Origin of the sequence: Actinoplanes palleronii, from assembly GCF_016862315.1 — a bacterium.
Lineage (GTDB): Bacteria > Actinomycetota > Actinomycetes > Mycobacteriales > Micromonosporaceae > Actinoplanes > Actinoplanes palleronii.
The window spans coordinates 35,001-57,821 of sequence record NZ_BOMS01000066.1 but is presented as its reverse complement, the minus strand read 5'-3'; the positions used below and the strand labels follow the sequence as shown (position 1 = coordinate 57,821).

Genomic DNA, 22,821 nt, shown 5'->3' with positions numbered 1-22,821 from the left:
TGACGTCCGTGCTGGCGGGCGGCTCGGTCTTGACGGCTGACGTTCGCGCCAGCCGGCGTCTCGGTCTTGGCGGTTGACGTCCGTGCTGGCGGGCGGCTCGGTCCTAGCGGCTGATGAGCACGCCCACTTTCCTCCCGGCTTGCCCTGGCGGCTGATCATCCCGCCGTCGCCCGGCCCCGTCCGGCATTAATCGATCCGCCCCGATGGCCCAAGGGGCGGTAGGGGACCGCGGTCGACGATTGCGGACGTCTGCCGCCCGCGGGTGGGCGATAGCCGTCCGCAAAGCGAGATCGCGTCCTCCTACCGCCCTCCCGCGGCCGGCAGACGTCCGCAAAACCCGAACGCGTGCTGCCACCGCCCCAGGCCAAGCCGGATGCGTGTTCCTGCCGCCCCACCGGCCCCGAATGCGTGTTCCTGCCGCCCGATCAGAGCCGGACGCGTGCGCCTAGCGCCCCACCGACATCGAATATGTGCGCCCAACGCCCCGCCGACATCGAATATGTGCTCTTGTCGCCCCGCCCCGCCCCGCCCCGCCCGCCCCGCCTCGCCGCGTCGTGCCCCGCCCGCCCCGCCGCGCCTCGCCGCGTCTTGCCTCGCCCTGCCGCGTCGTGCCTCGCCCCGGCCCGCCTGCGTAAGCACCAAGCGCGTGCTGCCACCGCCCCCCCCGGGAGCCGAACGAACAACCCTTCCCGGCAGCCCTCTCCCGGGTTGAACACCGCCGGCACCAACCGGACGGCGGCGCCGTGTCGTGTCGTTTCGCGCCGGGCGGAGCACGGAGCCCGCCCTCCCTGGGGGCTCCCCCTTGGACAGTGTGGTGGGGGAGGGGGCGGGGTGGGGTGGGGGCTGTGGATGGGCTGGGGCTGTGGAAAGGGGAGCTTGCCCCCTGGTGGGGTGTGAGCGGGGGTTTCCGTGACCACCCGCGGGCGTCGCCCCGGAGGGCTCTGTGTTGTGGACGCGTAGCGGCCAGCGGAGCCTGGAGGGGTCCCGGCGGGAGCGGCGGTCTGTACCCCGGCGGACGCACGACATCTTGAATTTGATCTTGATGAGGTGCGCCCGGCGGGAGTGCTGGAGCGGTGGCTACTGGATGGACCAGCCGCCGTCGGAGGGGAGGATGGCGCCGTTGAGGTTCACGGCGTCGTCGCTGAGCAGGAACGTGATCGAGGCGGCCAGGTGTTCGGCGGTGGCGATCGGGGGGATCAGCTTCAGGAACGGGCCGGTGCGGCCCAGGCCGAACGCGGACTGGTCGGTGGGGCGCATGCCGGTGGCGACGCCGCCCGGGGCGACCGCGTTGACCCGGATGCCCTCGGGGCCGTACATGAAAGCGGTGTTCTTGGTGATGCCGACCACCGCGTGCTTGGACGCCGTGTAGGCGATGCCGGCGGCGTTGCCGCGCAGGGCGGCCTCCGAGGCGATGTTGACGATCGCGCCGCGGTGGGCGGTGAGCATGGCCGGGAGGACGGCGCGGGTGAGCTTGAAGACGCCGTCGACGTTGACCGCGAAGACGCGTTCCCACACCTTGTCGGAGGTCTCGTGTGCCGGGGTGAAGTCGTCGACGACACCGGCGATGTTGGCCAGGCCGTCGATCCGGGGGCCGGCCGCGGCGACGATCGCGGCGATGTCCTCGTCGCGGGTGATGTCCGCGGTCACCGTGATCACCGCGCCACCGGAGCCAGCGGCAGAGCCAGGGTCAGCGGCAGAGCCGGAGCCAGCGGCAGAGCCAGGGCCGGTGGCGGCGCCAGGGCCAGCGGCGGCGGCGGAACCGGGGGTGGCAGGGCCCGGGCCGGCGGCGGCAGGGCCCAAGTCGGCGCTGAGGTCGGCGGCGAGCGCCTCCAGGCCGGAAGTGGTGATGTCGACGGCGATGACGCGGCCGCCCTCGCGGGCGATGCGGGACGCGGTGGCCCGGCCGATGCCGGAGGCCGCGCCGGTGACGATCACGGTCTGGCCGGCGAAGCGGCCCGGGGTGATCTTCTCGCGCCAGGCGCTGGATGCGGCGTCGTCGGCCGGGACGACGCCGTCGTTGACCTGGAGCACCAGGGCGTCGACGGCGGCCTGCGGCAGCTGGCCCTGGCTGAGCGCGACCAGCTGCTGAAGCGGCAGCCCCCGCACCGGGTTCAGCTGGGACTCCTCGAACGAGGAGCCGAGCAGCGCGCGCAGGGCCGCGCCGCCAGCCGGGTGGGTCAACCAGTCGCCGACCGTGCTGGAAGCGGTCAAAGCCATCGAAAGTCCTCTCACCGACGCGGAAGTCAACTTAGTTTACTTTGACTTTCGGCGATCGCGGCACCTGGGCGCGCCCGGCCGGGAAGACTGGCGGCATGTCGACCGGTGACACGGCCACGGTGGTGAGCCGGCGTCAGACCAACATCGTCTTCACGGCGATCCTGCTCGGCATGCTGCTCGCCGCGCTGGACCAGACGATCGTGTCGACCGCGCTGCCGACGATCGTCGCGGACCTGCGCGGCGCCGGGCACATGTCCTGGGTGGTCACCGCGTATCTGCTGGCCGAGACGGTGTCGACGGTGCTGGCCGGCAAGTTCGGTGACCTGTTCGGCCGCAAGACGGTGTTCCAGATCAGCGTGCTGGTCTTCGTCGGCGGCTCGGTGCTGTGCGGCGTCGCGCAGGACATGGTCATGCTGATCGCGGCGCGGGCGGTCCAGGGGATCGGCGGCGGCGGGCTGATGGTCACCGCGATGGCGCTGATCGCCGACGTCATCCCGCTCCGCGAACGGGGGAAGTACCAGGGCGCGCTCGGCGCGGTCTTCGGTGTCACCACGGTGCTCGGGCCGACCCTGGGCGGGCTGTTCACCGACCACCTGAGCTGGCGCTGGGCGTTCTACATCAACGTGCCGGTGGCCGTGGTGGTGCTGGCCATCGCGGCCCGGGCCATCCCGTCGATCCGCAGCGACACCCGCCCGATCGTCGACTACGCGGGCATCGCCCTGGTCGCCACCGGCGCGTCCAGCATGATCCTGGCGCTCTCCTGGGGCGGCAACCAGTACGCCTGGAGCTCGGCCACCATCCTCACCCTGTTCACCGCGTCGATCGTCCTGCTCACCGCGTTCGTCCTGGTCGAGCTGCGGGCGAAGGAACCGATGCTGCCGATGCGGCTGTTCCGCAACTCGGTCTTCGTGGTCTGCTCGACGCTGAGCTTCATCGTCGGGTTCGCCATGCTCGGCGCGATGACGTTCCTGCCCACCTACCTGCAGTACGTCGACGGCGTCTCGGCCACCGGCTCCGGGGTGCGCACCCTGCCGATGGTGGCCGGCCTGTTCACCACGTCGATCCTGGCCGGGAACCTGGTCAGCCGCACCGGCAGGTACCGGGTCTTCCCGATCGCCGGCACCGCGGTGATGTCGCTCGGGCTGTGGCTGATGTCCACCATGGGCCCGGACACCGGTGCCGCGCTGATGTCGCTCTACATGTTCGTGCTGGGGATGGGGATCGGGCTGAGCATGCAGGTGCTGACGATCGTCGTGCAGAACACCGTCCCGTACGCCGACCTGGGCACGGCCACCTCGGGCGTGACGTTCTTCCGTACGCTGGGCAGCTCGTTCGGCACCGCGATCTTCGGCACCCTGTTCACGAACAAGCTCAGCTCGTTCCCGGCGGCGGCGGATCCGGCGGCGGCCAGCCCCGCGGCGTTGCACAAACTCTCCGCGGTCCAGGCCGCGCCGATCATCCAGGCCTATGCCGACACCATCGGGTACGTCTTCCGCTGGGTGGTTCCGGTCGCCGTGCTGGGTTTCGTGATCGCCTGGTTCCTCAAGGAGCTGCCGTTGCGGGACGGCGCCCGCTCGCACGCGACCGACGTGGGCGAGGGTTTCTCGGCGCCGGCCGCCGCCGACCGGGTCGCCCAGCTGGAACGGGCGATCAGTGACACCATGCGCAAAGCCGGACATGACCGGACGGTCCTGGAGGAGATCCTGGCCGACTCCGGTGGGCGGCTGAACCCGTCGCAGGCCTGGGCGATGGGCCAGACGCACCTGCACACCCGGGCCCGGGGGCGGGCCGACCTGGACACCATCGCGCGTACCAACCGGATGCCGGCCGAGGTGCTGCAGCCCGCGTTCACCGACCTCTGCCAGGCCGGATATGCGCGGCTCGACGGTGACGCGGTGCAGCTCACCGAGGCCGGGCAGGAACAGTTCGACCGGGTACGGCATGCCTGGCGGGAGTGGCTCGACGTCCGGCTGGAGGACTTCACGATGACCGATCCGGGTGACCGCGCGCTGCTCGACCAGGCGCTCACCAACATCGCGACCCGGCTGGTGGACGAGCCGGCGGCGGCCGGTTCCCCCGGTCGAGCCTGAACACGGCGCGCCGGGTCGGTTAGGGTTCCGCCGTGGGAATGCTCGACCGGTTCGTTTCGCCCCGGCGCCGATTCGCGGCGCTGGCTCTCCGCGTCGCGCGGCGCACCCCCGGTGTGGAGCGCGCGGTGCACCGGCCGGACGACTTCGCCATCGAGATCTACCGCACCGGTTCGCCCGGTCCGGCCCATCTCTACCTGGCCAACATCTTCCGGGAGACGGCCGACGCGACACCGTCCGAGCGCCGGGAGCGGCTGGTCAAGCTGGTCCGGATCATGGCGGCGCCACCGCCGCATGACGACTGGGAGACGGTACGCCCGAAGCTCCGCCCGGTCCTGCGCCCGGTCACGTTCGGCACCGCCGGCCCGCCCGGCATGCGCCCGCCGATCTCCCGGGCCGCGTTGCCGTACCTGAAGGAACTGGTTGTCGTCGACCAGCCGGACGCGATGGCCTACGTGGTGCCGGACCGGGTCGACGAGTGGGGCGTCTCCGCCGAGGAGGTGTTCACCACCGCCCGGGCCAATCTGGCCGGGATGGCCCGGCACTCCCTCGAGCAGAACTGGCCCGGCGGGCAGCCGCTGATCAGCATGCTGGACGACGGCGACGCGTACTTCACCTCGCTGCTGCTGGCGCCGGGCTGGCTGGCCGAGGTCGGCGAGCGGCTCGGCGGTCCGGTGCTGGCGTTCGCCCCGGACAACAACACGCTGCTGCTCTGCCCGTTGCCGGACGCCACCGCCGAGCCGTTCTACGCGCTCGTCGACCAGCACTTCAAGGAGGCGCCGCGGAGCCTGTCGCCGGTCGGGTACGTGGCCGGGCCGCAGGGCCGGACGGTGATGTACTCCCCGCCGCCCGAGCACGCGCACCACCTCTCCGCCCGCCGCGCCGAGACCCTGCTCGCCCTGACCGAGTACCACGGCCAGACCAACTGGCTCGCCGAGCAGTACGCCCAGGCCGGCGTCGACGTGCACATCGGCGGCCTGCTCGCCGCCGAGCCGGTGGGCGGCCTCCCGGAGACCATCGCGGTGTGGACCGCGGGGGTGAGCACGCTGCTGCCCAAGGCGGACACCATCGCGTTCGTGCACCCGGACACCGGCCCGCAGTTCCGGGCGCCCTGGGACGCGGTCGCCGAACGGGTCGGCCTGGACGCCGAGCCGCTGCTCGCCCCGGCCCGGTACCGGGTGGACGACTGGCCGTCCCCGGCGGTGCTGGCCGAACTGCGCCAGGAATACGCCTGACCGATCGGAAGATCCGGCTGGAGCCCGGCCGGGTCGGCGAGGCAGACTGGGCCCATGGCGCCGATCGATGACGAAGAGGCCCGCCTGCGGGTGGGTCCACCGGCTGACCACGCCGCCGGGTTGCAGGCCGTGCGCCTGAGCCTGGCCAACGCGGTGGGGCAGATGGGCGTGCGGAAAACCGTCCGTAACCTGCGCTCGCTGAACCAGCGCGACGGCTTCGACTGCATGAGCTGCGCCTGGCCCGACCCGCAGGGCCACCGGCACGCCGCCGAGTTCTGTGAGAACGGGGCCAAGGCGGTCGCCTGGGAGGGCACCCGGGACACCGCGGGCCCGGCGTTCTTCGCCGCGCACTCGATCGCCGACCTGGCCGGGCAGACCGACCACTGGCTGGAGAAGCAGGGCCGGCTCACCCACCCGATGGTCCGCCGCGACGGCGGCACGCACTACGAGCCGATCTCCTGGGGCGAGGCGTTCGCCCTGATCGGTGCGGAGTTCCAGAAGCTCGCGAGCCCGGACGAGGCGGTCTTCTACACCTCCGGGCGGGCCAGCAACGAGGCCGCGTTCGTCTATCAGCTCTTCGCCCGGGCGTTCGGCACCAACAACCTGCCGGACTGCTCCAACATGTGCCACGAGTCGACCGGCAGCGCGCTGATGCGCACCATCGGCGTCGGCAAGGGCTCGGTGACCCTGGAGGACCTGCACCAGGCCGACCTGATCGTGGTCTCCGGGCAGAACCCGGGCACCAACCACCCGCGGATGCTGACCGCGCTGGAGATCGCCAAACGGGACGGCGCGAAGATCCTGGCGATCAATCCGCTGTCCGAGGCCGGCCTGTTGCGCTTCGACAACCCGCAGAAGGCCCGCGGCCTGGTCGGCGGCGGCATCGGTCTGGCCGACCGGCTGCTGCGGATCCGCTCGAACGGCGACCTGGCGCTGTGGCAGGCGATCGGCAGTCTGCTGCTGCAGAAGGGTGTCGCCGACCGGGAGTTCATCGAGTCGTCCACCGTCGGCTTCGAGGCCTGGGCCAAGCACGTCGCCGAGGTCGACCGGGAGGCGGTGCTGGCCGCGACCGGCCTGGAGTGGTCCGAGATCGAGGCCGCCGCCGACATGCTCGCCTCGTCGAAGCGGATCGTGCACTGCTGGGCGATGGGCATCACCCAGCACCGCAACGCGGTCGCCACGATCAAGGAGTTCGTCAACGTCGCGCTGCTCCAGGGCATGATCGGCAAGCCCGGCGCGGGGCTCTGCCCGGTTCGCGGGCACTCCAACGTGCAGGGCGACCGGACCATGGGGATCTGGGAGAAGCCGCCCGTGGTCTTCCTCGACCGGCTGCGCGACGAGTTCGGGTTCGAGCCGCCGCGTGAGCACGGTGTGGACGCCGCCGACGCGGTCCGGGTGTTCCGGGACGGCAAGGCGAAGGTCTTCGTCGCGCTGGGCGGCAACTTCGTGGCCGCGATGTCGGACACCGAGGTGACCGCGGCCGCGATGCGCGGCGCCGACCTGACCGTGCAGATCTCCACGAAGCTGAACCGCAGCCACGTCGACGCGGGACGGACCGCGCTGATCCTGCCCACGCTGGGCCGCACCGAGCAGGACCGCACCGGCGGCGTGGTGCAGCGGGTCACCGTCGAGGACTCGATGTCCGCGGTGCACGCGTCGCGGGGCCGGTCCGAGCCGGCCGGGCCGCTGCTGCGCTCGGAGGTGGACATCATCTGCCGGATCGCCGAGGCCGTGGTGGGCGACCGGCAGGGCATCCCGTGGGCCGAGTTCGCCGGGGACTACTCCCGGATCCGGGAGCGGATCGGCCGGGTGGTGCCGGGCTGCGACGACTACGCAGCCAAGGTCGACAACGGCGGGTTCACCATGCCGCACCCGCCCCGGGACTCGCGGACCTTCCCGACCGCGGAGGGCCGTGCCGTGTTCACGGTCAGCCCGCTGCAGGTGATGACCGTGCCACCGGGCCGGCTGGTGCTGCAGACGCTGCGCAGCCACGACCAGTTCAACACCACGATCTACGGGCTGGACGACCGTTATCGCGGGGTCTACTCCGGGCGCCGGGTGGTCTTCATCAACGCGGCCGACCTCGCCGAGCTCGGCTTCGCCGACGGCGAGCTGGTCAACCTGGTCTCCGAGTTCGACGACGGCGAGCGGCGGGCCGATCGGTTCCGGCTCATCGCGTACGACACGCCGAAGGGTTGCGTGGCCGCGTACTACCCGGAGACGAATCCGTTGGTGCCGCTCGACTCGCAGGCCGAGGAGAGCGGAACACCGACGTCGAAATGGGTCATCGTACGGTTGGAGAAGATGGGTTGAGTCACACCGCCGGAGTGCTCGGAACTGTCGCTCCGGTGTCCAGAAGTCCCGCGATGGTCTCCACGCCGCCGCCCCACGCGGCGGCCAGCACCGCCGCCACCACGGTCACTGCGCGTAACGCGTGGAAGCCCCCGCGCCCCATCGTGGCGTGCAGCAGGTTGCGGGCCACGGCACGGGGCAGGGTCCGCTTGAGGTAGTCGGCCTCGGCGCCCAGCTTCTGCTCCTTCGGCAGCAGCCCGGCCATCTGCACCTTGCCCCGGCCCTCGTGGTAGCAGCGCGCCATCAGGAACCGGAACGTCGAGCGGGACCGCGGCACCTCGTGGTCGATCACCGCGCTCGGGACGTACATCCAGTGTCCGCCGTTCACCGCGCTCATCCGCAGGCAGAGCTCGGTGTCCTCGGGCCGGTTCTGGTCGCCGAGCTTGCCGAAGCCGGTCCGGAACCCGCCGACCGCCAGGAACGCATCCCGCCGCACGATCATGCTGGCGGACCAGACGTTGCGGATCGGCGCGGTGCTGGTCGGCATCCCGGTGTACGACACCCCGACGGCCCACAGCAGCTCATCGGGCCACCAGCGCGGATGTGACCCCTCCCAGGCCGGGATGATCCCACCGCCGGCGCCGACCACCCGGTCGTCCCGGAACGGGGTGATCAGGCCCTGCAGCCAGGTGGTCGCGGCCACCGTGTCGTCGTCGAGGAACGCGATCAGCGGGGTGCGGGTGTGGAACGCGCCGGTGTTCCGGTTGCCCGACGCACCCCGGGTGTACGCGTTCTCCAGCACCGTGACGCCGGGGAACTCGGCCCGGACCCGGGTCGCCATGGCCGGGTTGTGATCGACCACGACCACCACCTCGACGGCCGGGTACGTCTGGCTCTGCGCGGACCTGACGGTCCGGGTCAGGGACGCCCAGCGACGCTCGGTGTGTGTGGGGATGACGACGCTGACGGCGGGATTGCCGAAGGGGTCCAAGTCGGCTGCTCCTCAAGGAAAACTGCTCGGTGGGCGGCGATGACGCTACGTAACCGGTCAGGCGAGCGGAACTGCTGGAACGGGGCGGTGTCGTTCAACCGAAAGGTCGGCCGGGCGGGAAAATAGCAATGGGTGACGAGGTGTTCCCGGTCGGTTCACATTTCACCGCCCGAGGCCTGCAAATCTCCCCGAATTCGCTGTGCCGTTCCTGTGATTCGAAAAGGCGGGGCGCGCGATTTAGATCACTGCGCCGGGGCGATCGGGCAACAATTGCCGCAAAAGGCGCGGTCATGTCCTAGTAACTCAGTCTGATATGTGGGAACAGTGTGTAATGCCAGTCACTTTCTCCTGGTGGCGGCGTTGCGGCGTCCGTACGTTGCCCGGATGATCATCACTGGAACCAGCCGTCGCCGCTTCCTCGCCGCCTTCGCCGGCACGTCGCTCGTGCTCGCCCTCGGTGCATGCGGCGACGGTGACAACGGCGATACGCCCGCCGCCGGCGCGAGCGGGGCGTTGCGCAAGATCCAAGTCGCCCTGGACTGGACCCCGAACACCAACCACACCGGCCTGTACGTCGCCCAGGCCAAGGGCTACTTCGCGGCGCACGGCCTGGACGTCGAGATCGTCCAGCCCGGCGACGCCGACCCGGCCGCCCTGGTCGCCGCCGACAAGATCCCGTTCGCGGTCAGCGCGCAGGAGGCGCTCACCCAGGCCCGCGCCGAGGGCGCCCCGCTCGTCTCGGTCGCCGCGATCCTGCAGCACAACACGTCCGGCTTCGCCTCGCCCCAGGACCGCAACCTGACCCGGCCCGCCGACTATGCCGGCAAGACCTACGGCGGGTACGGCGGCGCGATCGAGGAGCCGCTGCTCAAGACGCTGGTCAAGGCGGACGGCGGCGATCCGGACAAGGTCAAGGTGGTGAACGTGGGCGAGGCCGACTTCCTCACCGCCACCAAGAAGGGCATCGACTTCGAGTGGATCTTCTACGGCTGGGACGGGGTCAACGCCGAGCTCAAGGGTTCGCCGCTGAACATCCAGTACGTCAAGGACTACGACAAGGCGCTCGACTTCTACACCCCGATCCTGATCACCAACGAGAAGCGGATCAGCAGCGACCCGGCGCTGGTCAAGGACTTCACGGCGGCGGTCTCCGAGGGGTACACGTACGCCGGCAAGAACGCCGCGGAGAGCGCGGACATCCTGCTGAAGGCGGCCCCCGACCTGGACGCCGCGCTGGTCAGGAAGAGCCAGGAGTGGCTGAGCCCGAAGTACCAGGACGACGCGGCGCGCTGGGGTGAGCAGAAGGCGACCGTGTGGACCGACTTCTCCGCGTGGCTCTACGCGCAGAAGGTGCTCAGCAAGGAGATCGACCCGGCGAAGGCCTACACCAACGACTTCCTGCCAGCGGCATGACGTACAAGAAATGGCTTCCCCCGGCGATCACGCTGATCCTGCTGATCGCCGGCTGGCAGGTCTACACCACGGTCTCCGGGATCGACGCGTGGCTGCTGCCCAGCCCCAAGGACATCGGGGACGCGGCGATCGAGCAGCGCGACGCGCTGACCACGCACACCCTGGCCACCGTCGAGCTCACCCTGTACGGCCTGGCCGCCGGGGTGGCCGCCGGCCTGCTGATCGCGATCGTCCTGCACCTGGTCCCGTTCCTGCGCGCGGCGGTCTACCCGCTGCTGGTGATCAGCCAGAACGTGCCGATCATCGCGCTCGCCCCGCTGCTGGTGATCTGGCTCGGCTTCGGCATCGCCCCGAAGATCGTGGTGATCGTGCTGGTCTGCTTCTTCCCGGTGGCCGTCGCGACCCTGGACGGGCTGGGCCGTAGTGACGCGCTGATCGCCGACTACCTGCGGATGAGCGGCGCCAACCGGCGGCAGCTGTTCACCAAGCTGCAGTGGCCGCACGCGCTGCCGACGATGTTCTCCGGCCTGAAGATCGCGGCCACCTACAGCGTGTTCGGCGCGATCATCTCGGAGTGGCTCGGCAGCGAGAAGGGCATCGGCCGGTACATGATCGTCCAGAAGTCCGCGTTCCGGGCCGATCGGATGTTCGTCGCCATCGTCATCGTCGTGGTGCTCGCCCTGGCCATCTTCGGCCTGGTCGCGCTCCTGGAGAAGCTCACCGTGCGGGGGCGCCGACATGCCTGATACGTTGCGGGTCGCCGGTGTGAATCACGGCTTCAAAGACCTAGAAGTCTTGAAAAATCTAGATATTTCGGTTAAGCAGGGCGAGTTCGTCTCGATCATCGGCCCGAGTGGCAGCGGCAAGAGCACCCTCTTCCACCTCATCGGCGGCCTGCTGACGCCGGCAAGCGGCACCATCGAGATCAACGGTGCAAACGCGGTCGGCCGCCGCGGCCTCATCGGCTACATGCCCCAGGCCCCGGCCCTCATGCCCTGGCGCACGATCGAAGCGAACGTCATCCTGGCCCGCGAGATCGCCGGCAAGAAAGACCGCAAGATCGCAAGAGAGTGGCTGGCCAGGGTAGGACTCGACGGCTTCGCCCGCTCCTACCCCCACCAGCTCTCCGGCGGCATGCAGCAACGCGTCGCGTTCCTCCGCGCCCTGATCTCCGACCAGGAGCTGCTCTGCCTGGACGAGCCGTTCAGCGCGCTCGACGCGATGACCCGCGCCGACATGCACCGCTGGCTGCTGGACATCTGGGAGGCCAACCGCCGCTCGGTCCTGTTCGTCACCCACAACATCGAGGAGGCGCTGCTGCTGTCCGACACCGTCTACGTCTTCTCGCACCGCCCGGCCACGGTCCTCGAGAAGATCACCGTGCCGTTCGGCCGTCCCCGTCGTGCCGAGGTGGTGGACGACCCCGAGTTCGTCAAGCTGCGCCGCCGCCTCACCGATCTGCTGACAGGTGTTCCGTCATGACACTCACCCACCTCCGCGTGATGCTCGAGTACTTCCACCCGTGGCCGAACGCGGCCGGTCTCTACGTCGCCAGCCACCGCGGCTGGTACCGCGACGCCGGCCTGGACGTCGAGCTCACCGTCTTCGACGCGCTGCGCGGCGACACCCTGGAGCACCTGGCCCGCGGCGAGGTCCACCTCGGCGTCTTCCCGACCAACCGGCTGCTGGTCCGCAGCGCGGCCGGGCAGCCGGTGCACGGCGTGGCCTCGGTCAACCACCGGGGCATGGAGACCATCCAGACGGTGGCCGGTCGCGGCATCACCCGGCCCCGCGACCTGGCCGGCAAGCGGCTCGCGCTGAACCCGACCCCGCGCGGCGTGGCGATGGTCCGGCACCTGATCACCGCGGACGGCGGCGACCCGGACGCGGTCGTGCTGATCGACAGCGGTCACCGTGAGCTGAGCGTCGACGACATCGCGGCCGGCGCGGTGGACGCCACGTTCGGCGGGTACTGGGCCTGGGACGCGCTCTTCGCCCAGTTGCCGGGTGAGCAGCGGATCGTCTGGCCGGTCGACGAGATCGGCGCGCCGCCCTACCACAGCTACCTGCTCGGCACCGGCCCGGCGCTCACCGACCCGGCCCTGCTGGCGACGTTCCTCGAGGTCACCGAGCGGGGCTACCGCGCGGCCACCGACGACCCGGCCGGCACCCTGGAGATCCTGGACCACGTCATCCCGTACTTCCCGCGCCCGATCCTGGCCCGGTCGCTGGAACTGATCGCGCCGACCTGGTGGCACGGCGGTCGCTGGGGCGAGATCCGTGGGGACCTGATGACGCCGTACACCGACTGGCTGATCAAAAACGACATCCTCCCGGCGGCCTTCGACTGGCGCCAGGCCGTCACCCCCGCGACGTCCGCTCCGGTCCAGACCGCTCCGCGATGACCGGTCCGCTGCTCTCTCCGCAAGACCTTGAGGTACGACGTCAGCACGGCGACATCGTCATCCTGGACGCCACGGTCGAGCTGGCCCCGGCCGCCCACGACGGCGACCACCGTTCGGTGTCGGGGCTGGCCGGGTGGCGGCGTGCGCACATCCCCGGTTCCCGGCACGCCGACCTGCTGCACACCCTGAGCGACCCGGCCGCGCCCTACCACTTCGCGGCCCCATCCCCGGAGGCCCTCGCCGCCGCCCTGCACGACCTGGGCGTCCGCGACGGCATCCCGGTGGTCACCTACGACCGGGCCGGTGGCCTCTGGGCCGCCCGCCTCTGGTACCTCCTCGACTGGCTGGGCCTGGAGTCCTACGTCCTCAACGGCGGCCTCCCCGCCTGGCAGTCCGCCGCCCTCCCGGTGGCGAGCACGCGCGAGGCCCCGGCTGGTTCTGGGGGCCCTTATGCCGGCCCCGAAGGGGCCGTCAGGGCCAGCTGGGACCGCGAGGTGGCGGGCACGCGCGGGGCCTCGGCTGGTTCTGGGGGCCCTTATGCCGGCCCCGAAGGGGCCGTCAGGGCCAGCCGGGACCGCGAGTCCGCTGCCCTCCCGGGTGCGGGCGGGCGCGGGGCTTCGGCTGGTTCTGAGGGGTCTCTCGGTGCCCTCGAGACACCCCTGGGGGCCAGCCGGGCCGGCGGGATCACCGTGCGGGCCAAGGGCGGGCGATGGGTGGGTGCGGGGGAACTGCGGGCTTGGCTCGCCGGGGACGTCGACGCGACGGTGGTGTGCGCGCTCAACCCTGAGGCCTACGCCGGGGAGGTGCCGACGCGGTACAGCCGGCGGGGGCACATCCCGGGGAGCGGGAACCTGCCGGCCCGGTCGCTGACCGGGGCGGACGGGCGGTTCCTGCCCGAGCCGGAGCTGCGGGCCGCGCTCGGTGACCTGGTCGACGACCCGGCGCCGGTGTGGCTCTACTGCGGCGGGGGCATCTCGGCGACCGTCGTCGCACTGGCCCTGGCCGTGGTCGGGCGGTCCGATGTGGCGCTCTACGACGGTTCGCTGGAGGAGTGGTCGGCCGACCCCGCGCTGCCGCTGGAGCTGGGCCGGGCCGGGAGCGCCGCATGACGGTCCGGCTCGGCGCGGAGGTGCGGGAGTTGCTGGAGCGGCCGGAGTTCGCGGTGCTGGCGACGGCCGAGGGGGATGGGAGTGTGCAGCTGTCGGTGATGTGGGTGGGCTGGGACGGTGAGGATCTGCTGATGGCGACGAAGGCCGGCCGCCGCAAGGTGGCGAACATCCGCCGTGACCCGCGGGTCACCGTGCTGCTGCACGACCGGGCCGCGCCGGCCCGGTACGCCGAGATCCGCGGCCGCGCCCGGGTTACGGGCCAGGACCCGCACGCACTGGTCGACGAGCTGGCCCGGCGCTACACCGGCGCCGCCCACGTGGTGACCGATCCCGATCAGGAGGACGACCGGGTGGTCCTGCGGATCACCCCCGAGCGGGTCCGGCACATCGGATGACCGGCGAGGCGACGTGGCTGGCGGCCGCGGTGGACCGGGTGGCCGGCTGGGCGGGCGAGCGGCAGCCGTCGGCGGGGGAGCGCGGGGTGCTCGCCGTCGAGGGCCGGTCCGGCTCCGGGAAGACCACCCTGGCCCGGGCGATCGCGGCACGTCTCGGCGCACCGCTGATCCACATGGACGACCTGTACGCCGGCTGGGACGGCCTCGACCAGGGCGTGGCCGAACTGCGCGACCGGGTGCTCGAGCCGCTCGCCGAGGGCCGTCCCGCGGCGTGGCGGCGCTGGGACTGGGCGGCCGGCGAGTACGCCGAGGAACACCCGGTGCCCGACGCCGCGTGGCTCGTCGTCGAGGGGGTCGGTGCCGGGGCGACGGTGCTCAGGTCGTACCAGATCGGGGTTGTCTGGTTGGACAGCTCCACCGGATTGCGCAAGCGGCGCGCCCTCGCCAGGGACGGTGAGACCTATGCCCCGCACTGGCAACGGTGGGCGGCGCACGAGGACGCGTTCTACGCGGCCGACCAGGTCCGCGCGCACGCCGATCTGATCATCGAGAACGAGGAACCCTGACCGCGCACGGGGCAGGATAGCGGGATGAGTGATCAACACATTGGTGTGAGCGGGGCGACCGGGCAACTGGGCGGCCGGGTGGCGCTGCGGCTGGCGGCTTACGGCGTACCCCAGAAGCTCCTGGTGCGGGACGTGGCGCGCGCGCCGCAGCTGCCCGGTGCGGTCGCGGCCGTCGCGCCGTTCCACGACGGCGAGGCCTGCCGGGCCGCCCTGGCCGGGCTGCGGACCGTGCTGATGGTGTCGGCGTCCGAGGCGCCGGACCGGGTCGGGCAGCACCGCACGTTCGTGGACGCCGCGGTGGCCGCCGGTGTCGAGCACCTGGTCTACATCTCGTTCTTCGGCGCGGCCCCGGACGCCACGTTCACCCTGGCCCGCGACCACTGGGCCACCGAGGAGCACATCCGGGCGTCCGGCATCGGCGCGACGTTCCTGCGGGACAACCTGTACGCGGACTTCCTGCCGATGCTGGCCGGCGAGGACCGGGTGATCCGCGGGCCGGCCGGCGACGGGCGGGTCGCGGCGGTGGCGCAGGACGACATCGCCGACGCGGCCGTGGCGGTGCTGCGCGACCCGGGCGCGCACGCCGGCCGGACGTACGGCCTGACCGGCCCGGAGGCGCTGAGCCTGACCGAGATCGCGGCGATCGTCGGCGCGACCTACCACCCGGAGACGGTCGACGAGGCGTACGCGTCCCGGGCGTCCTACGGCGCGCCGCCGTGGCAGCTGGACGCGTGGGTGTCGACGTACACCGCGATCGCGGCCGGCGAACTGTCCACGGTGACCACCGACGTGGCCGAGCTGACCGGCCGCCCGCCGACCCCGGTGGCGACCCTGCTGGCCGGGTCGTGAACGTTGGCTGAAGAACCGGCGTGAGCTGCGGAACCGGTGCATCGACCGGCATAGCATCAAAAGCCTTCCCGGGTGTGCGGAGGCGGAGATCGACTTCTGGTGGAGCGTCGCGCTGGCGACGCTCGGTGTGCTGGTTCCCAGCGTCGCGGCGTTCTACGAGTTCGTCCTCAAGGGACGCAAGCGGCTCGGCTACCGGCTGCAGATGGACACCACCACGACGAACGTCGCGGAGACCGACGCGGAACTGCCCGGCGCGCTGCTGGAGCTGCAGAACCACGGTGTGCCGTTGAAGCACGCGTCGCTGGTGCTGCTGCGGGTGGAGAACAACGGGTTCACCTACATCGACACGCACGACTACGTGGCGCTCGACGACGACCGGGTCGGCATCCGGTTCTTCTTCCCGAACCGCAAGGTGGTCGGGACCGTGGTCACCGAGCTGAGCAACGACTCGCTGCGGGCGAACTTCCGGGACCTGCGGACCAGCTTCCGCCCGGAGACCGACCGGCACCCGAGCGGCGGCGTGATCGAGCTGCCCAAGGTGCCGATGAACCGGCTGGCGCACTACAAGGTGCTGGCCGCGCTGGAACGGGTGGAGGGGGTCACCGGTGAGCCGGGACCGCCCACCCTGGAGGGTGACATCAAGGACGGCCGGATCCAGGAGACCCGGAGCCGGCCCGGCCCGCCGCGACGGGCCATCGCCCTGGTCGGCTTCCTGGTCGTGCTGGTCGTCGCGCAGCTGCTGGTGTTCCTGCGCAGCAACAGCGGCGCGCCGCTGGACTGCGCCACCGGGCACGTCACGATCTACGGCTCGACCGCGTTCGAGCCGATCGTCCAGGAGGCGGCCGGCGCGTACCGGGACCTGTGCCCGGGCGCGTCGTTCGCCTTCGCGATGGCGGGCAGCGGCGAGGGCGTCGCGGCGCTCGACGACCGCGCGCGGGCCGCGGACCCGGGGCAGTTCGTCGCGTTCTCCGACGGGCGCAAGGCCGACGGGATGCCGGCGCTGACCGGCCGGCCGATCAGCTTCTTCCTGTTCGCCCTGGTCGCGAACCCGGAGGCGGGGGTGCGTGACCTGACCCTCGCCCAGGTGCGGGACATCTACCGCGGCGAGATCACCAACTGGAAGGCGGTCGGCGGCAAGGACCTGCCGATCCGGCTGATCACCCGGCACCGGGGCTCCGGCACCCGCGCCGCGTTCAAGGAACGGGTGCTCGGCGACCTCGTCGAACGACCGTCCGACGTCGACGTCTGCCCGCGCGGCGACAACGGCCAGTGGGCCGGGAAGAGCTTCGCCTGCGAGGTCGGTGACACCGGGAAGCTGCTGGTCACGGTCGCCGGCACGGCCGGCGCGCTGGGCTACGCCGAGGCGGGCGCGGCCGCCGACAAGAAAAACCTCATCACGGTACGACTGGACGACCACGCCCCGACGGTCGAGGAGGCCGACGCGAACCGCTACCCGTTCTGGGAGACCGAGTACGCGTACACGGCCGGTGAACCCGCCGCGCGGTCGTTGAGCGGCAGCTTCCTGCGGTTCCTCACCAACCAGGTCGGAGCGGACATCCTGCGCTCGCACGGGCTGCGTCCCTGCCCCGAGCTGGCGAACCCGGCGCGCTGCCAACCCGTCTGAAAGTGATCACAGAAAGTCGCGCGCAGGTTACCGACTACGGGTGATCGACGGGGAGGCCCGGCGGGTCGTATGGTGAGCCGGCGGTTGAACGCGAGGTGACGGAGGGTCCTCCGATGCTCGATTCCATCCTGGAGATTCGTACCGCTGATGACGGCAGCGTGGTCATCAGCCCGCACGGCGCCGGTGACCCGGTCCGCGCCGGCGAACTGCGCCACGCTCTGGTGCACCTGCTGCGCCGGGTCCGCCCGCTCCGGGTGATCGTGGACCTGAGCGACGTGCCCGATCTCGATCCGTTCGACGTGGGCTCGGTGGCCGCCGCCTGCGATCTGGGCGACGACCACCAGGTGCCGGTGTTCGTCCGCAGCCCGAGTGGGGCGATGACCGACCGGCTCACCGCGGCGGGGATCCCCCGCCAGCGGGTCAGCCCTTCACCGCACCGGCCGTGATGCCGGCGACGAAGTGCCGCTGCAGGAACGCGTAGGCCAGCACCATCGGCAGCGACGCGACCACCACGCCGGTGAACAGCAGCGGGTACTCGGTCAGGTACTCGCCCTGGAAGTCGAGCAGGGCCAGCGGCAGGGTGCGCTTCGACGGGTCGTCGATGAACAGCAGCGGGTAGAGCAGGTCGTTCCAGTGCATGACGACCAGGAAGATCGAGGTCGCCGCCAGGGACGGCGCCGAGACCGGTACGACGATCCGCCGGAACACCGCCCACGGCCCGGCCCCGTCGATCTCGGCCGCCTCGAACAGCTCGGCCGGCAGCGTCCGCATGAACCCGGCCAGGATGAACACCGCCACCGGCAGCGTGACCACCACGTTGATCAGCATCAGGCCGGTCAGGCTGTTGCGCAGCCCGAGCCGGTCGAACTGGACGTACTGCGGGATCATCACGGCCTGGGCCGGCACCGCCAGCCCGAGCGCGAAGATCCCGAACAGGATCCGGGACGGCCAGCGCGGCAGCCGGGCCACCGCGTACGCGGTGAGACTGCCCAGCAGCAGGGTGACCGGGACCGAGACGGCGACCACCAGGACGCTGTTGCCGAGCACCCCGAGCAGGTCCTGCTTGGCCAGCACGGTGACGTAGTTGTCCAGGGTGGGCCGGGTCGGCAGGCCGAACGGCGAGGCGAACAGGTCGGCGGTGGTCTTGAAGCTGCCGCCGACGATCACGACGAGCGGCACGATGATCAGCAGGGTGTAGATCCCGAGGGCCACACGCCTCATTTGTGGACCATCCTCGCGGCTCGGTTCTGCAGGAACGTGACCACCGCGATGGCGACCATGAAGACGATCGACTCGGCGGCGGCGTAGCCGAGCTGCGAGTTCGCGAACGTCGCGTAGATCCGGGTGGCCAGCACGTCCAGACTGGACCGCGGCGGGTTCCCGGCCAGCCCCAGGATCAGGTCGAACGCCTTGAACGACTGCAGCGTGGTGTACGCGACCACCAGCGCGGTGGCCGGCGCGACCATCGGCCAGGTGACGTGCCGGAACTGCTGCCAGCGGCCGGCGCCGTCGGTCTTCGCCGCGTCGTAGAGCTCCTCCGGGATCTGGTGGAGGCCGGCGATGTAGATGACCATCATCTGCCCGGCGTGGAACCAGATCTGGGCGACCGCCACCCAGAGGATGGCGGTGTCCTCGTCACCCAGGTACGCCGACTGGAACCGGTCCAGCCCGACCGCGCCCAGCACCGCGTTGGCCAGCCCGAAGTTCGGGTCGTAGACGAACTTCCAGATGAACGCGACGGAGACCGAGGAGAGCACGGTGGGCAGGAAGAACACCGCGCGCAGCCAGGTCGAGCCGCGGCTGCGGGCGGCCAGCAGCACCGCCAGCAGCAGGGCCAGCGCGGTCTGCCCGAGCACCACCACCAGCAGGAACTTCAGGTTGTTGGTGAGCGCGTTCCGGAACAGGTCGTCGTCCGACACCACGTCGGTCAGGTTCGCCGCGCCGACATGGTGGAAGGCCGGGCTGAAGCCGTCCCAGTCGGTGGTCGCGTACTGCAGGCCCTGCACCGCCGGGAGCAGGAAGAATCCGCCGTACAGGGCCAGCGCCGGCAGCGCGAAGAGGTAGAGCGCGCGCGGGGTTCGACGGCTCATTTCTTCTGGTCGACGACCTTCTGGGCGGCCTCGGCGGCCTCCTCCGGGCTCGTGCCGCCGACCACCTGCACCGCCGCGTTCTCCACCGCGCCGCGGACGTCCAGGTTGGTGAACTGGAACCGGGGCGCGAGCGCGGTCTTCTTGGTCAGCCAGGGTGCGAGCGCCTTGAGGTCGGCGTTGGTGTATTCGACGCCCTTGACCGTGACGTGCTGGGAGGTGCCGTTGGCGTACACGCCGGCCACCGCCGGGTCGGAGAGGCGGTCCAGCCAGGCCAGCGCGGCGTCCTGCTTCGCCGACTTGGCGTTCACGCCGAGGATGAACGTCGCGTTGAAGACGCCCTCGTACTTGGCCTTGTCGGCGGTGGTCGTGATCGGCGCGAGCAGGTCGATCGGGAACGTCGCGCCCAGCTTGCGCACGCCGCTGACCTGGAACGACCCGGTGGCCAGCAGGCCCGCCTTGCCCTGCGCGAACAGCGCCAGCGCCGCGTCGCTGCTGGTGCCGGTGGCGCCCTTCTGGAAGTACGGCGCGAGCTGCTGGTACTGCTTGAGCACGGTGAGGAACCAGTCGTCGGTCACCTTGGCCTCGCCGCTCTCGATCTTGCCGAGCGCGTCGTCGGTGGGCGCGTTGTTGACCACCATGACGTTGAGCAGCTGACCGGCGTTCGCCGCGTCGCCGCCCGGCCAGGCGATCGGCGTGACGCCCTTGCCCTTGAGCGACTCGAGCAGGGCGAGGAAGCCGTCCCAGTCCTTCGGGGTCTCGGTGACCAGGTCCCGGTTGGCGAGCGGGGTGTTGAACACCAGCTGGTACGGCAGGCCCAGCTGCTTGCCGTCCTGCGCGCCCGCGGCGATCAGGGCCGGCTCGTACTTCCCGACCAGCGGCTTGCCGGTCAGGTCGGCCCACACCCCGGCCTTCGCGATGTCCAGGAACTGCGCGCCCCGGAACGCGGTGAACGCGTCGCCGACCGAGCCGCCGCGCAGCTTCTGCAGCGCGGTGCTCTGGTAGTCGGCCGACGGGGAGATGTCCTGCCGGACGGCGAGTCCGGAGTCCTTGATGATCTGCGCGAAGACGTCCTTGTCCTCGGCACGCCAGTGGGCGAAGGAGAGGTCACCGCCGGTGCCGGCGGTCTTCGAGGAGTCGCCGCCGGGGCCGGCGCACGCGGCCAGCAGGGAGGCGGCGCCGGTGCCGGCGGCGAGCCGGAAGAGGGTACGACGATCGATGGGCATGACCCGAGATATTTCCAGAAATCCTATAGATCAACAAGGTGATGTAGGGCATGTGCACGTGAACAGGCAATAGCCCGTTCTGTTGACGAACCTAACTGGCCGGCACCGCGTCGAGAACCGGCGCGTGCGCCGGCTCCGGCCCGTAGGCCACCGAGCCGGGCAGGGTGAACGCGAAGATCGTGCCACCGCCTGGGTTCGGGCCGGCGTCGATGTGCCCGCCGTGCCGTTCCACGATCCGCCGGCAGATCGCCAGCCCGAGCCCGGTGCCCGGGTGCGCGGTGCCGTTGCTGGCCCGGTGGAAGCTGTCGAAGACCGCGGCGTGCTCGCCGTCCGGGATGCCGATGCCGCGGTCGGCGATCCGCACCCGCACCCCGCCGTCCTCGTCGGTGCGCGCGGTGATGTCGATCCGTGCCGGCTGCCCCGGCGGGGTGTACTTGATCGCGTTGCCGACCAGGTTGTCGATCACCTGGCGGAGCAGCACCGGGTCGGCGTAGACGTCCGGCAGCGGCCCGACGAACACGTCCGGGCGGGACACCGCCTGATGGTCCGGCGAGTCGGTACGGGTGACCACCACGTCGTCGACCAGGGCGCGCATGCTCAGCCGCTCGACCCGCAGGGTGGCGTCCCGGGCCGCGGTGTAGTCCAGCAACTCGGTGATCAGCCGCTGCATCCGGGCGGCGCCGTGCAGCACCTTCGCGGTGCCCTTGCGGGCCTGCTCCAGGGTCGGCGCGCCGGCGCCGGCGGCCAGGTCGTCGAGGGCCTCGGTGACCAGCTCGCCGTACGCGCTGACCAGCGTGAGCGGCGCCTTGAGATCGTGCGCCACCACGCCGGCGAACCCGCGCAGCTCGGTCTCCACCCGCTTGCGGTCGGTGATGTCGTGGAACACCGCGACCGCGCCGCGCAGCCCCCCGCTGGTGTCGACCGGCCGGGCCGACACGCTGAGCACCCGGCCGTCCGGGTGGGTGCTGTTGCGGACCACCATCTCCACGTGGTCGACGCTCTCCCCGCCGAGCGCCCGGACCAGCGGCATTTCCTCGACCGGGAACGCGGTGACACCGTCCGCCCGGTACAGCCCGAAGTGCTGCTGCCAGGAGTCGGTGCCGCCGACCGCGTCCTCCTCCCGGCCCAGCAGTCCCCGGGCCGCCGGGTTGTGCAGCAGGAAGTTGCCGTTCGGGCCGATCACGCCGACCCCGTCGCTGATGCTGTCCAGCACCGCGCGCAGCAGCGCGGCCTGCCGGCTGGCCGCGGTCTGCTCGGCGGCCAGCTTGCTGGTGGCCGCGTGCACCCGGGACCGGGCCCGATCCCGGCCGGTGGCCAGCACCCAGATCAACGAGGTGAGCAGCAGGGTCACCACGAGACCGCCGGCCGCCACGGTCAGCGGCTGGCCGGTGTCCGCGCCGGGCAGCGTCCGGCGGTCGGCGCTCAGGCGCAGGGCCCAGGTCGAGTTCGCCACCGGGATCTCCACCGTGCGCCGCAGGTCGGCCGAGCCGGCCTCCGGGTGGTGCACCGACGCCATGGTGACCAGAAGGCCGTCCGCGTCGTCGGCCTGCAGAACCAGGTCCCGCAGCCCGGGGCCGACCGCGGTCAGCATGTCGCCCATGAAGTCCTGGCCGCGCACCCCGAGCAGCATCCAGCCCAGGAAGGACTGCTCGGCGCCCTGATAGACCGGTGCGGCCAGCGCGAACGAGTTCTGCCGCTGCTCGCTGGGCAGGGCCCGGTCGACGAGCAGCTGATAGGTGTCCGAGACGGCGATCTGCCGGCTGCGGCGGGCCTCGGCCAGCGCCGCGGCCGGGGCGGCGGCCTGCATCATGTCCAGACCGGCCGTGCTGGAGATCGCGTCCAACTCGGTGACCAGGACCGAGAACGCATGGTCACCGCTGCCGTGCGGGCGCAGGTCGAGGCCGGTGAGGCCGCGGTCGCGCCAGAGCTGCTGCACCCGCGCGACCTCGCCGTTGCCGGCCGGCACCACCAGGGAGATCGAGGTGGCGCCGGCCAGCGCCATGGCGCGCAGCGGAGCGGTGATGGTGGTGAAGTCGGCGGCGGTCAGGTCCTGCTGGGCGCCGACCGCCGCGGCCGTGTTGCGCAGTGTGTCGATGTAGCGGCGGGTTTCGAACTGCACCGCGGTGGTGGCGGCGGCGCTGCGCCGGTCCATCTGGGCATCGCCGGCGGCCAGTTCGTTGCGCCGCAGCACGGCGCCGACGCCCAGCGCCAGCGTGCAACCCACCACGGCCACGAGCGCGCTGACCGCCGCAGCCCGCCACCAGGGTTGAACACGCCTCCGGCTCACACCCGACTTATCGGGCGAAAAAGCGTGTCCCTGAACGT

19 protein-coding genes are annotated in these 22,821 nt (G+C 71.4%); 13 read left to right on the top strand and 6 right to left on the bottom strand.

Going from position 1 to position 22,821, the window contains the following annotated elements:
* Positions 1-1,077: 1,077 nt before the first annotated feature.
* Entirely contained in the window at positions 1,078-2,217 is a 1,140-nt protein-coding gene (locus tag Apa02nite_RS23185) for an SDR family NAD(P)-dependent oxidoreductase (RefSeq protein ID WP_203826856.1), read from the bottom strand.
* Between the two features lie 95 nt (positions 2,218-2,312).
* Between Apa02nite_RS23185 and Apa02nite_RS23180 the strand changes: the two genes are divergently transcribed.
* The 3 genes from Apa02nite_RS23180 to Apa02nite_RS23170 are packed head-to-tail and all read left to right on the top strand — an operon-like array spanning position 2,313 to position 7,852.
* Positions 2,313-4,307 carry an MDR family MFS transporter gene (locus Apa02nite_RS23180; RefSeq protein ID WP_203826855.1) on the top strand — a complete coding sequence of 665 codons (1,995 nt, stop codon included), beginning with the start codon at positions 2,313-2,315 and terminating at the stop codon, positions 4,305-4,307.
* Positions 4,308-4,345: 38 nt separating this feature from the next.
* Positions 4,346-5,539, top strand: a complete 1,194-nt coding sequence (locus Apa02nite_RS23175; RefSeq protein WP_239164502.1) for a DUF1444 domain-containing protein — start codon at positions 4,346-4,348, stop codon at positions 5,537-5,539.
* Between the two features lie 54 nt (positions 5,540-5,593).
* On the top strand, positions 5,594-7,852 hold the full coding sequence (locus tag Apa02nite_RS23170; protein WP_203826853.1) for an FdhF/YdeP family oxidoreductase: 2,259 nt from the start codon (positions 5,594-5,596) through the stop codon (positions 7,850-7,852).
* Position 7,853: 1 nt separating this feature from the next.
* Here Apa02nite_RS23170 and Apa02nite_RS23165 read toward each other — a convergent pair whose 3' ends face one another.
* Entirely contained in the window at positions 7,854-8,822 is a 969-nt protein-coding gene (locus Apa02nite_RS23165) for a glycosyltransferase family 2 protein (protein WP_203826852.1), read from the bottom strand.
* Between the two features lie 384 nt (positions 8,823-9,206).
* Between Apa02nite_RS23165 and Apa02nite_RS23160 the strand changes: the two genes are divergently transcribed.
* The 10 genes from Apa02nite_RS23160 (at position 9,207) to Apa02nite_RS23115 (ending at position 17,629) form a co-directional block, all read left to right on the top strand.
* Positions 9,207-10,235, top strand: a complete 1,029-nt coding sequence (locus tag Apa02nite_RS23160) for an ABC transporter substrate-binding protein (protein WP_203826851.1) — start codon at positions 9,207-9,209, stop codon at positions 10,233-10,235.
* Positions 10,232-10,981 (top strand): ABC transporter permease, encoded by a 750-nt coding sequence (locus tag Apa02nite_RS23155; RefSeq protein WP_203826850.1) that lies wholly within the window; start codon positions 10,232-10,234, stop codon positions 10,979-10,981. Before Apa02nite_RS23160 ends, Apa02nite_RS23155 begins: the two co-directional genes overlap by 4 nt.
* 19 nt (positions 10,982-11,000) lie before the next feature.
* Positions 11,001-11,717: an ABC transporter ATP-binding protein gene (locus Apa02nite_RS23150; RefSeq protein ID WP_203826849.1), complete on the top strand. Its 717-nt coding sequence runs from the start codon at positions 11,001-11,003 to the stop codon at positions 11,715-11,717.
* Positions 11,714-12,640 carry an ABC transporter substrate-binding protein gene (locus Apa02nite_RS23145; RefSeq protein ID WP_203826848.1) on the top strand — a complete coding sequence of 309 codons (927 nt, stop codon included), beginning with the start codon at positions 11,714-11,716 and terminating at the stop codon, positions 12,638-12,640. Before Apa02nite_RS23150 ends, Apa02nite_RS23145 begins: the two co-directional genes overlap by 4 nt.
* Positions 12,637-13,749: a sulfurtransferase gene (locus Apa02nite_RS23140; protein ID WP_239164500.1), complete on the top strand. Its 1,113-nt coding sequence runs from the start codon at positions 12,637-12,639 to the stop codon at positions 13,747-13,749. Before Apa02nite_RS23145 ends, Apa02nite_RS23140 begins: the two co-directional genes overlap by 4 nt.
* On the top strand, positions 13,746-14,144 hold the full coding sequence (locus Apa02nite_RS23135) for a PPOX class F420-dependent oxidoreductase (protein WP_203826847.1): 399 nt from the start codon (positions 13,746-13,748) through the stop codon (positions 14,142-14,144). The genes Apa02nite_RS23140 and Apa02nite_RS23135 overlap by 4 nt, the downstream gene beginning before the upstream one ends.
* The gene (locus tag Apa02nite_RS23130; RefSeq protein WP_203826846.1) at positions 14,141-14,710 is read left to right on the top strand and encodes a nucleoside/nucleotide kinase family protein; all 570 of its coding nucleotides are present in this window, start codon (positions 14,141-14,143) and stop codon (positions 14,708-14,710) included. The genes Apa02nite_RS23135 and Apa02nite_RS23130 overlap by 4 nt, the downstream gene beginning before the upstream one ends.
* A gap of 24 nt (positions 14,711-14,734) precedes the next feature.
* A complete protein-coding gene (locus tag Apa02nite_RS23125) occupies positions 14,735-15,559 on the top strand; it encodes an SDR family oxidoreductase (RefSeq protein ID WP_203826845.1) in 825 nt (274 codons plus the stop codon).
* A gap of 127 nt (positions 15,560-15,686) precedes the next feature.
* Positions 15,687-17,183 carry a PstS family phosphate ABC transporter substrate-binding protein gene (locus Apa02nite_RS23120; RefSeq protein WP_203826844.1) on the top strand — a complete coding sequence of 499 codons (1,497 nt, stop codon included), beginning with the start codon at positions 15,687-15,689 and terminating at the stop codon, positions 17,181-17,183.
* 113 nt (positions 17,184-17,296) lie between these two features.
* Positions 17,297-17,629, top strand: a complete 333-nt coding sequence (locus Apa02nite_RS23115) for an STAS domain-containing protein (protein ID WP_067705855.1) — start codon at positions 17,297-17,299, stop codon at positions 17,627-17,629.
* Here the strand turns inward: Apa02nite_RS23115 and Apa02nite_RS23110 are convergent.
* The 4 genes from Apa02nite_RS23110 to Apa02nite_RS23095 all read right to left on the bottom strand — a co-directional run bounded on the left by Apa02nite_RS23110 (position 17,604) and on the right by Apa02nite_RS23095 (position 22,729).
* Positions 17,604-18,404 (bottom strand): carbohydrate ABC transporter permease, encoded by an 801-nt coding sequence (locus Apa02nite_RS23110; protein WP_067705851.1) that lies wholly within the window; start codon positions 18,402-18,404, stop codon positions 17,604-17,606. The two genes, Apa02nite_RS23115 and Apa02nite_RS23110, sit on opposite strands and share 26 nt — an antisense overlap.
* Positions 18,401-19,273, bottom strand: a complete 873-nt coding sequence (locus tag Apa02nite_RS23105) for a carbohydrate ABC transporter permease (RefSeq protein ID WP_203826843.1) — start codon at positions 19,271-19,273, stop codon at positions 18,401-18,403. The genes Apa02nite_RS23110 and Apa02nite_RS23105 overlap by 4 nt, the downstream gene beginning before the upstream one ends.
* Entirely contained in the window at positions 19,270-20,496 is a 1,227-nt protein-coding gene (locus Apa02nite_RS23100) for an ABC transporter substrate-binding protein (protein WP_275412509.1), read from the bottom strand. The genes Apa02nite_RS23105 and Apa02nite_RS23100 overlap by 4 nt, the downstream gene beginning before the upstream one ends.
* Before the next feature lie 91 nt (positions 20,497-20,587).
* Positions 20,588-22,729 (bottom strand): ATP-binding protein, encoded by a 2,142-nt coding sequence (locus tag Apa02nite_RS23095; protein ID WP_239164499.1) that lies wholly within the window; start codon positions 22,727-22,729, stop codon positions 20,588-20,590.
* Positions 22,730-22,821 lie beyond the last annotated feature (92 nt).

Excerpts from the sequence above, each read along its gene's own strand:
- Apa02nite_RS23185 (WP_203826856.1), bottom strand. The coding sequence starts at position 2,217 with ATGGCTTTGACCGCTTCCAGCACGGTCGGCGACTGGTTGACCCACCCG.
- Apa02nite_RS23180 (WP_203826855.1), top strand. The coding sequence starts at position 2,313 with ATGTCGACCGGTGACACGGCCACGGTGGTGAGCCGGCGTCAGACCAAC.
- Apa02nite_RS23175 (WP_239164502.1), top strand. The coding sequence starts at position 4,346 with ATGCTCGACCGGTTCGTTTCGCCCCGGCGCCGATTCGCGGCGCTGGCT.
- Apa02nite_RS23170 (WP_203826853.1), top strand. The coding sequence starts at position 5,594 with ATGGCGCCGATCGATGACGAAGAGGCCCGCCTGCGGGTGGGTCCACCG.
- Apa02nite_RS23160 (WP_203826851.1), top strand. The coding sequence starts at position 9,207 with ATGATCATCACTGGAACCAGCCGTCGCCGCTTCCTCGCCGCCTTCGCC.
- Apa02nite_RS23155 (WP_203826850.1), top strand. The coding sequence starts at position 10,232 with ATGACGTACAAGAAATGGCTTCCCCCGGCGATCACGCTGATCCTGCTG.
- Apa02nite_RS23145 (WP_203826848.1), top strand. The coding sequence starts at position 11,714 with ATGACACTCACCCACCTCCGCGTGATGCTCGAGTACTTCCACCCGTGG.
- Apa02nite_RS23140 (WP_239164500.1), top strand. The coding sequence starts at position 12,637 with ATGACCGGTCCGCTGCTCTCTCCGCAAGACCTTGAGGTACGACGTCAG.
- Apa02nite_RS23135 (WP_203826847.1), top strand. The coding sequence starts at position 13,746 with ATGACGGTCCGGCTCGGCGCGGAGGTGCGGGAGTTGCTGGAGCGGCCG.
- Apa02nite_RS23130 (WP_203826846.1), top strand. The coding sequence starts at position 14,141 with ATGACCGGCGAGGCGACGTGGCTGGCGGCCGCGGTGGACCGGGTGGCC.
- Apa02nite_RS23125 (WP_203826845.1), top strand. The coding sequence starts at position 14,735 with ATGAGTGATCAACACATTGGTGTGAGCGGGGCGACCGGGCAACTGGGC.
- Apa02nite_RS23115 (WP_067705855.1), top strand. The coding sequence starts at position 17,297 with ATGCTCGATTCCATCCTGGAGATTCGTACCGCTGATGACGGCAGCGTG.
- Apa02nite_RS23110 (WP_067705851.1), bottom strand. The coding sequence starts at position 18,404 with ATGAGGCGTGTGGCCCTCGGGATCTACACCCTGCTGATCATCGTGCCG.
- Apa02nite_RS23105 (WP_203826843.1), bottom strand. The coding sequence starts at position 19,273 with ATGAGCCGTCGAACCCCGCGCGCGCTCTACCTCTTCGCGCTGCCGGCG.
- Apa02nite_RS23100 (WP_275412509.1), bottom strand. The coding sequence starts at position 20,496 with ATGCCCATCGATCGTCGTACCCTCTTCCGGCTCGCCGCCGGCACCGGC.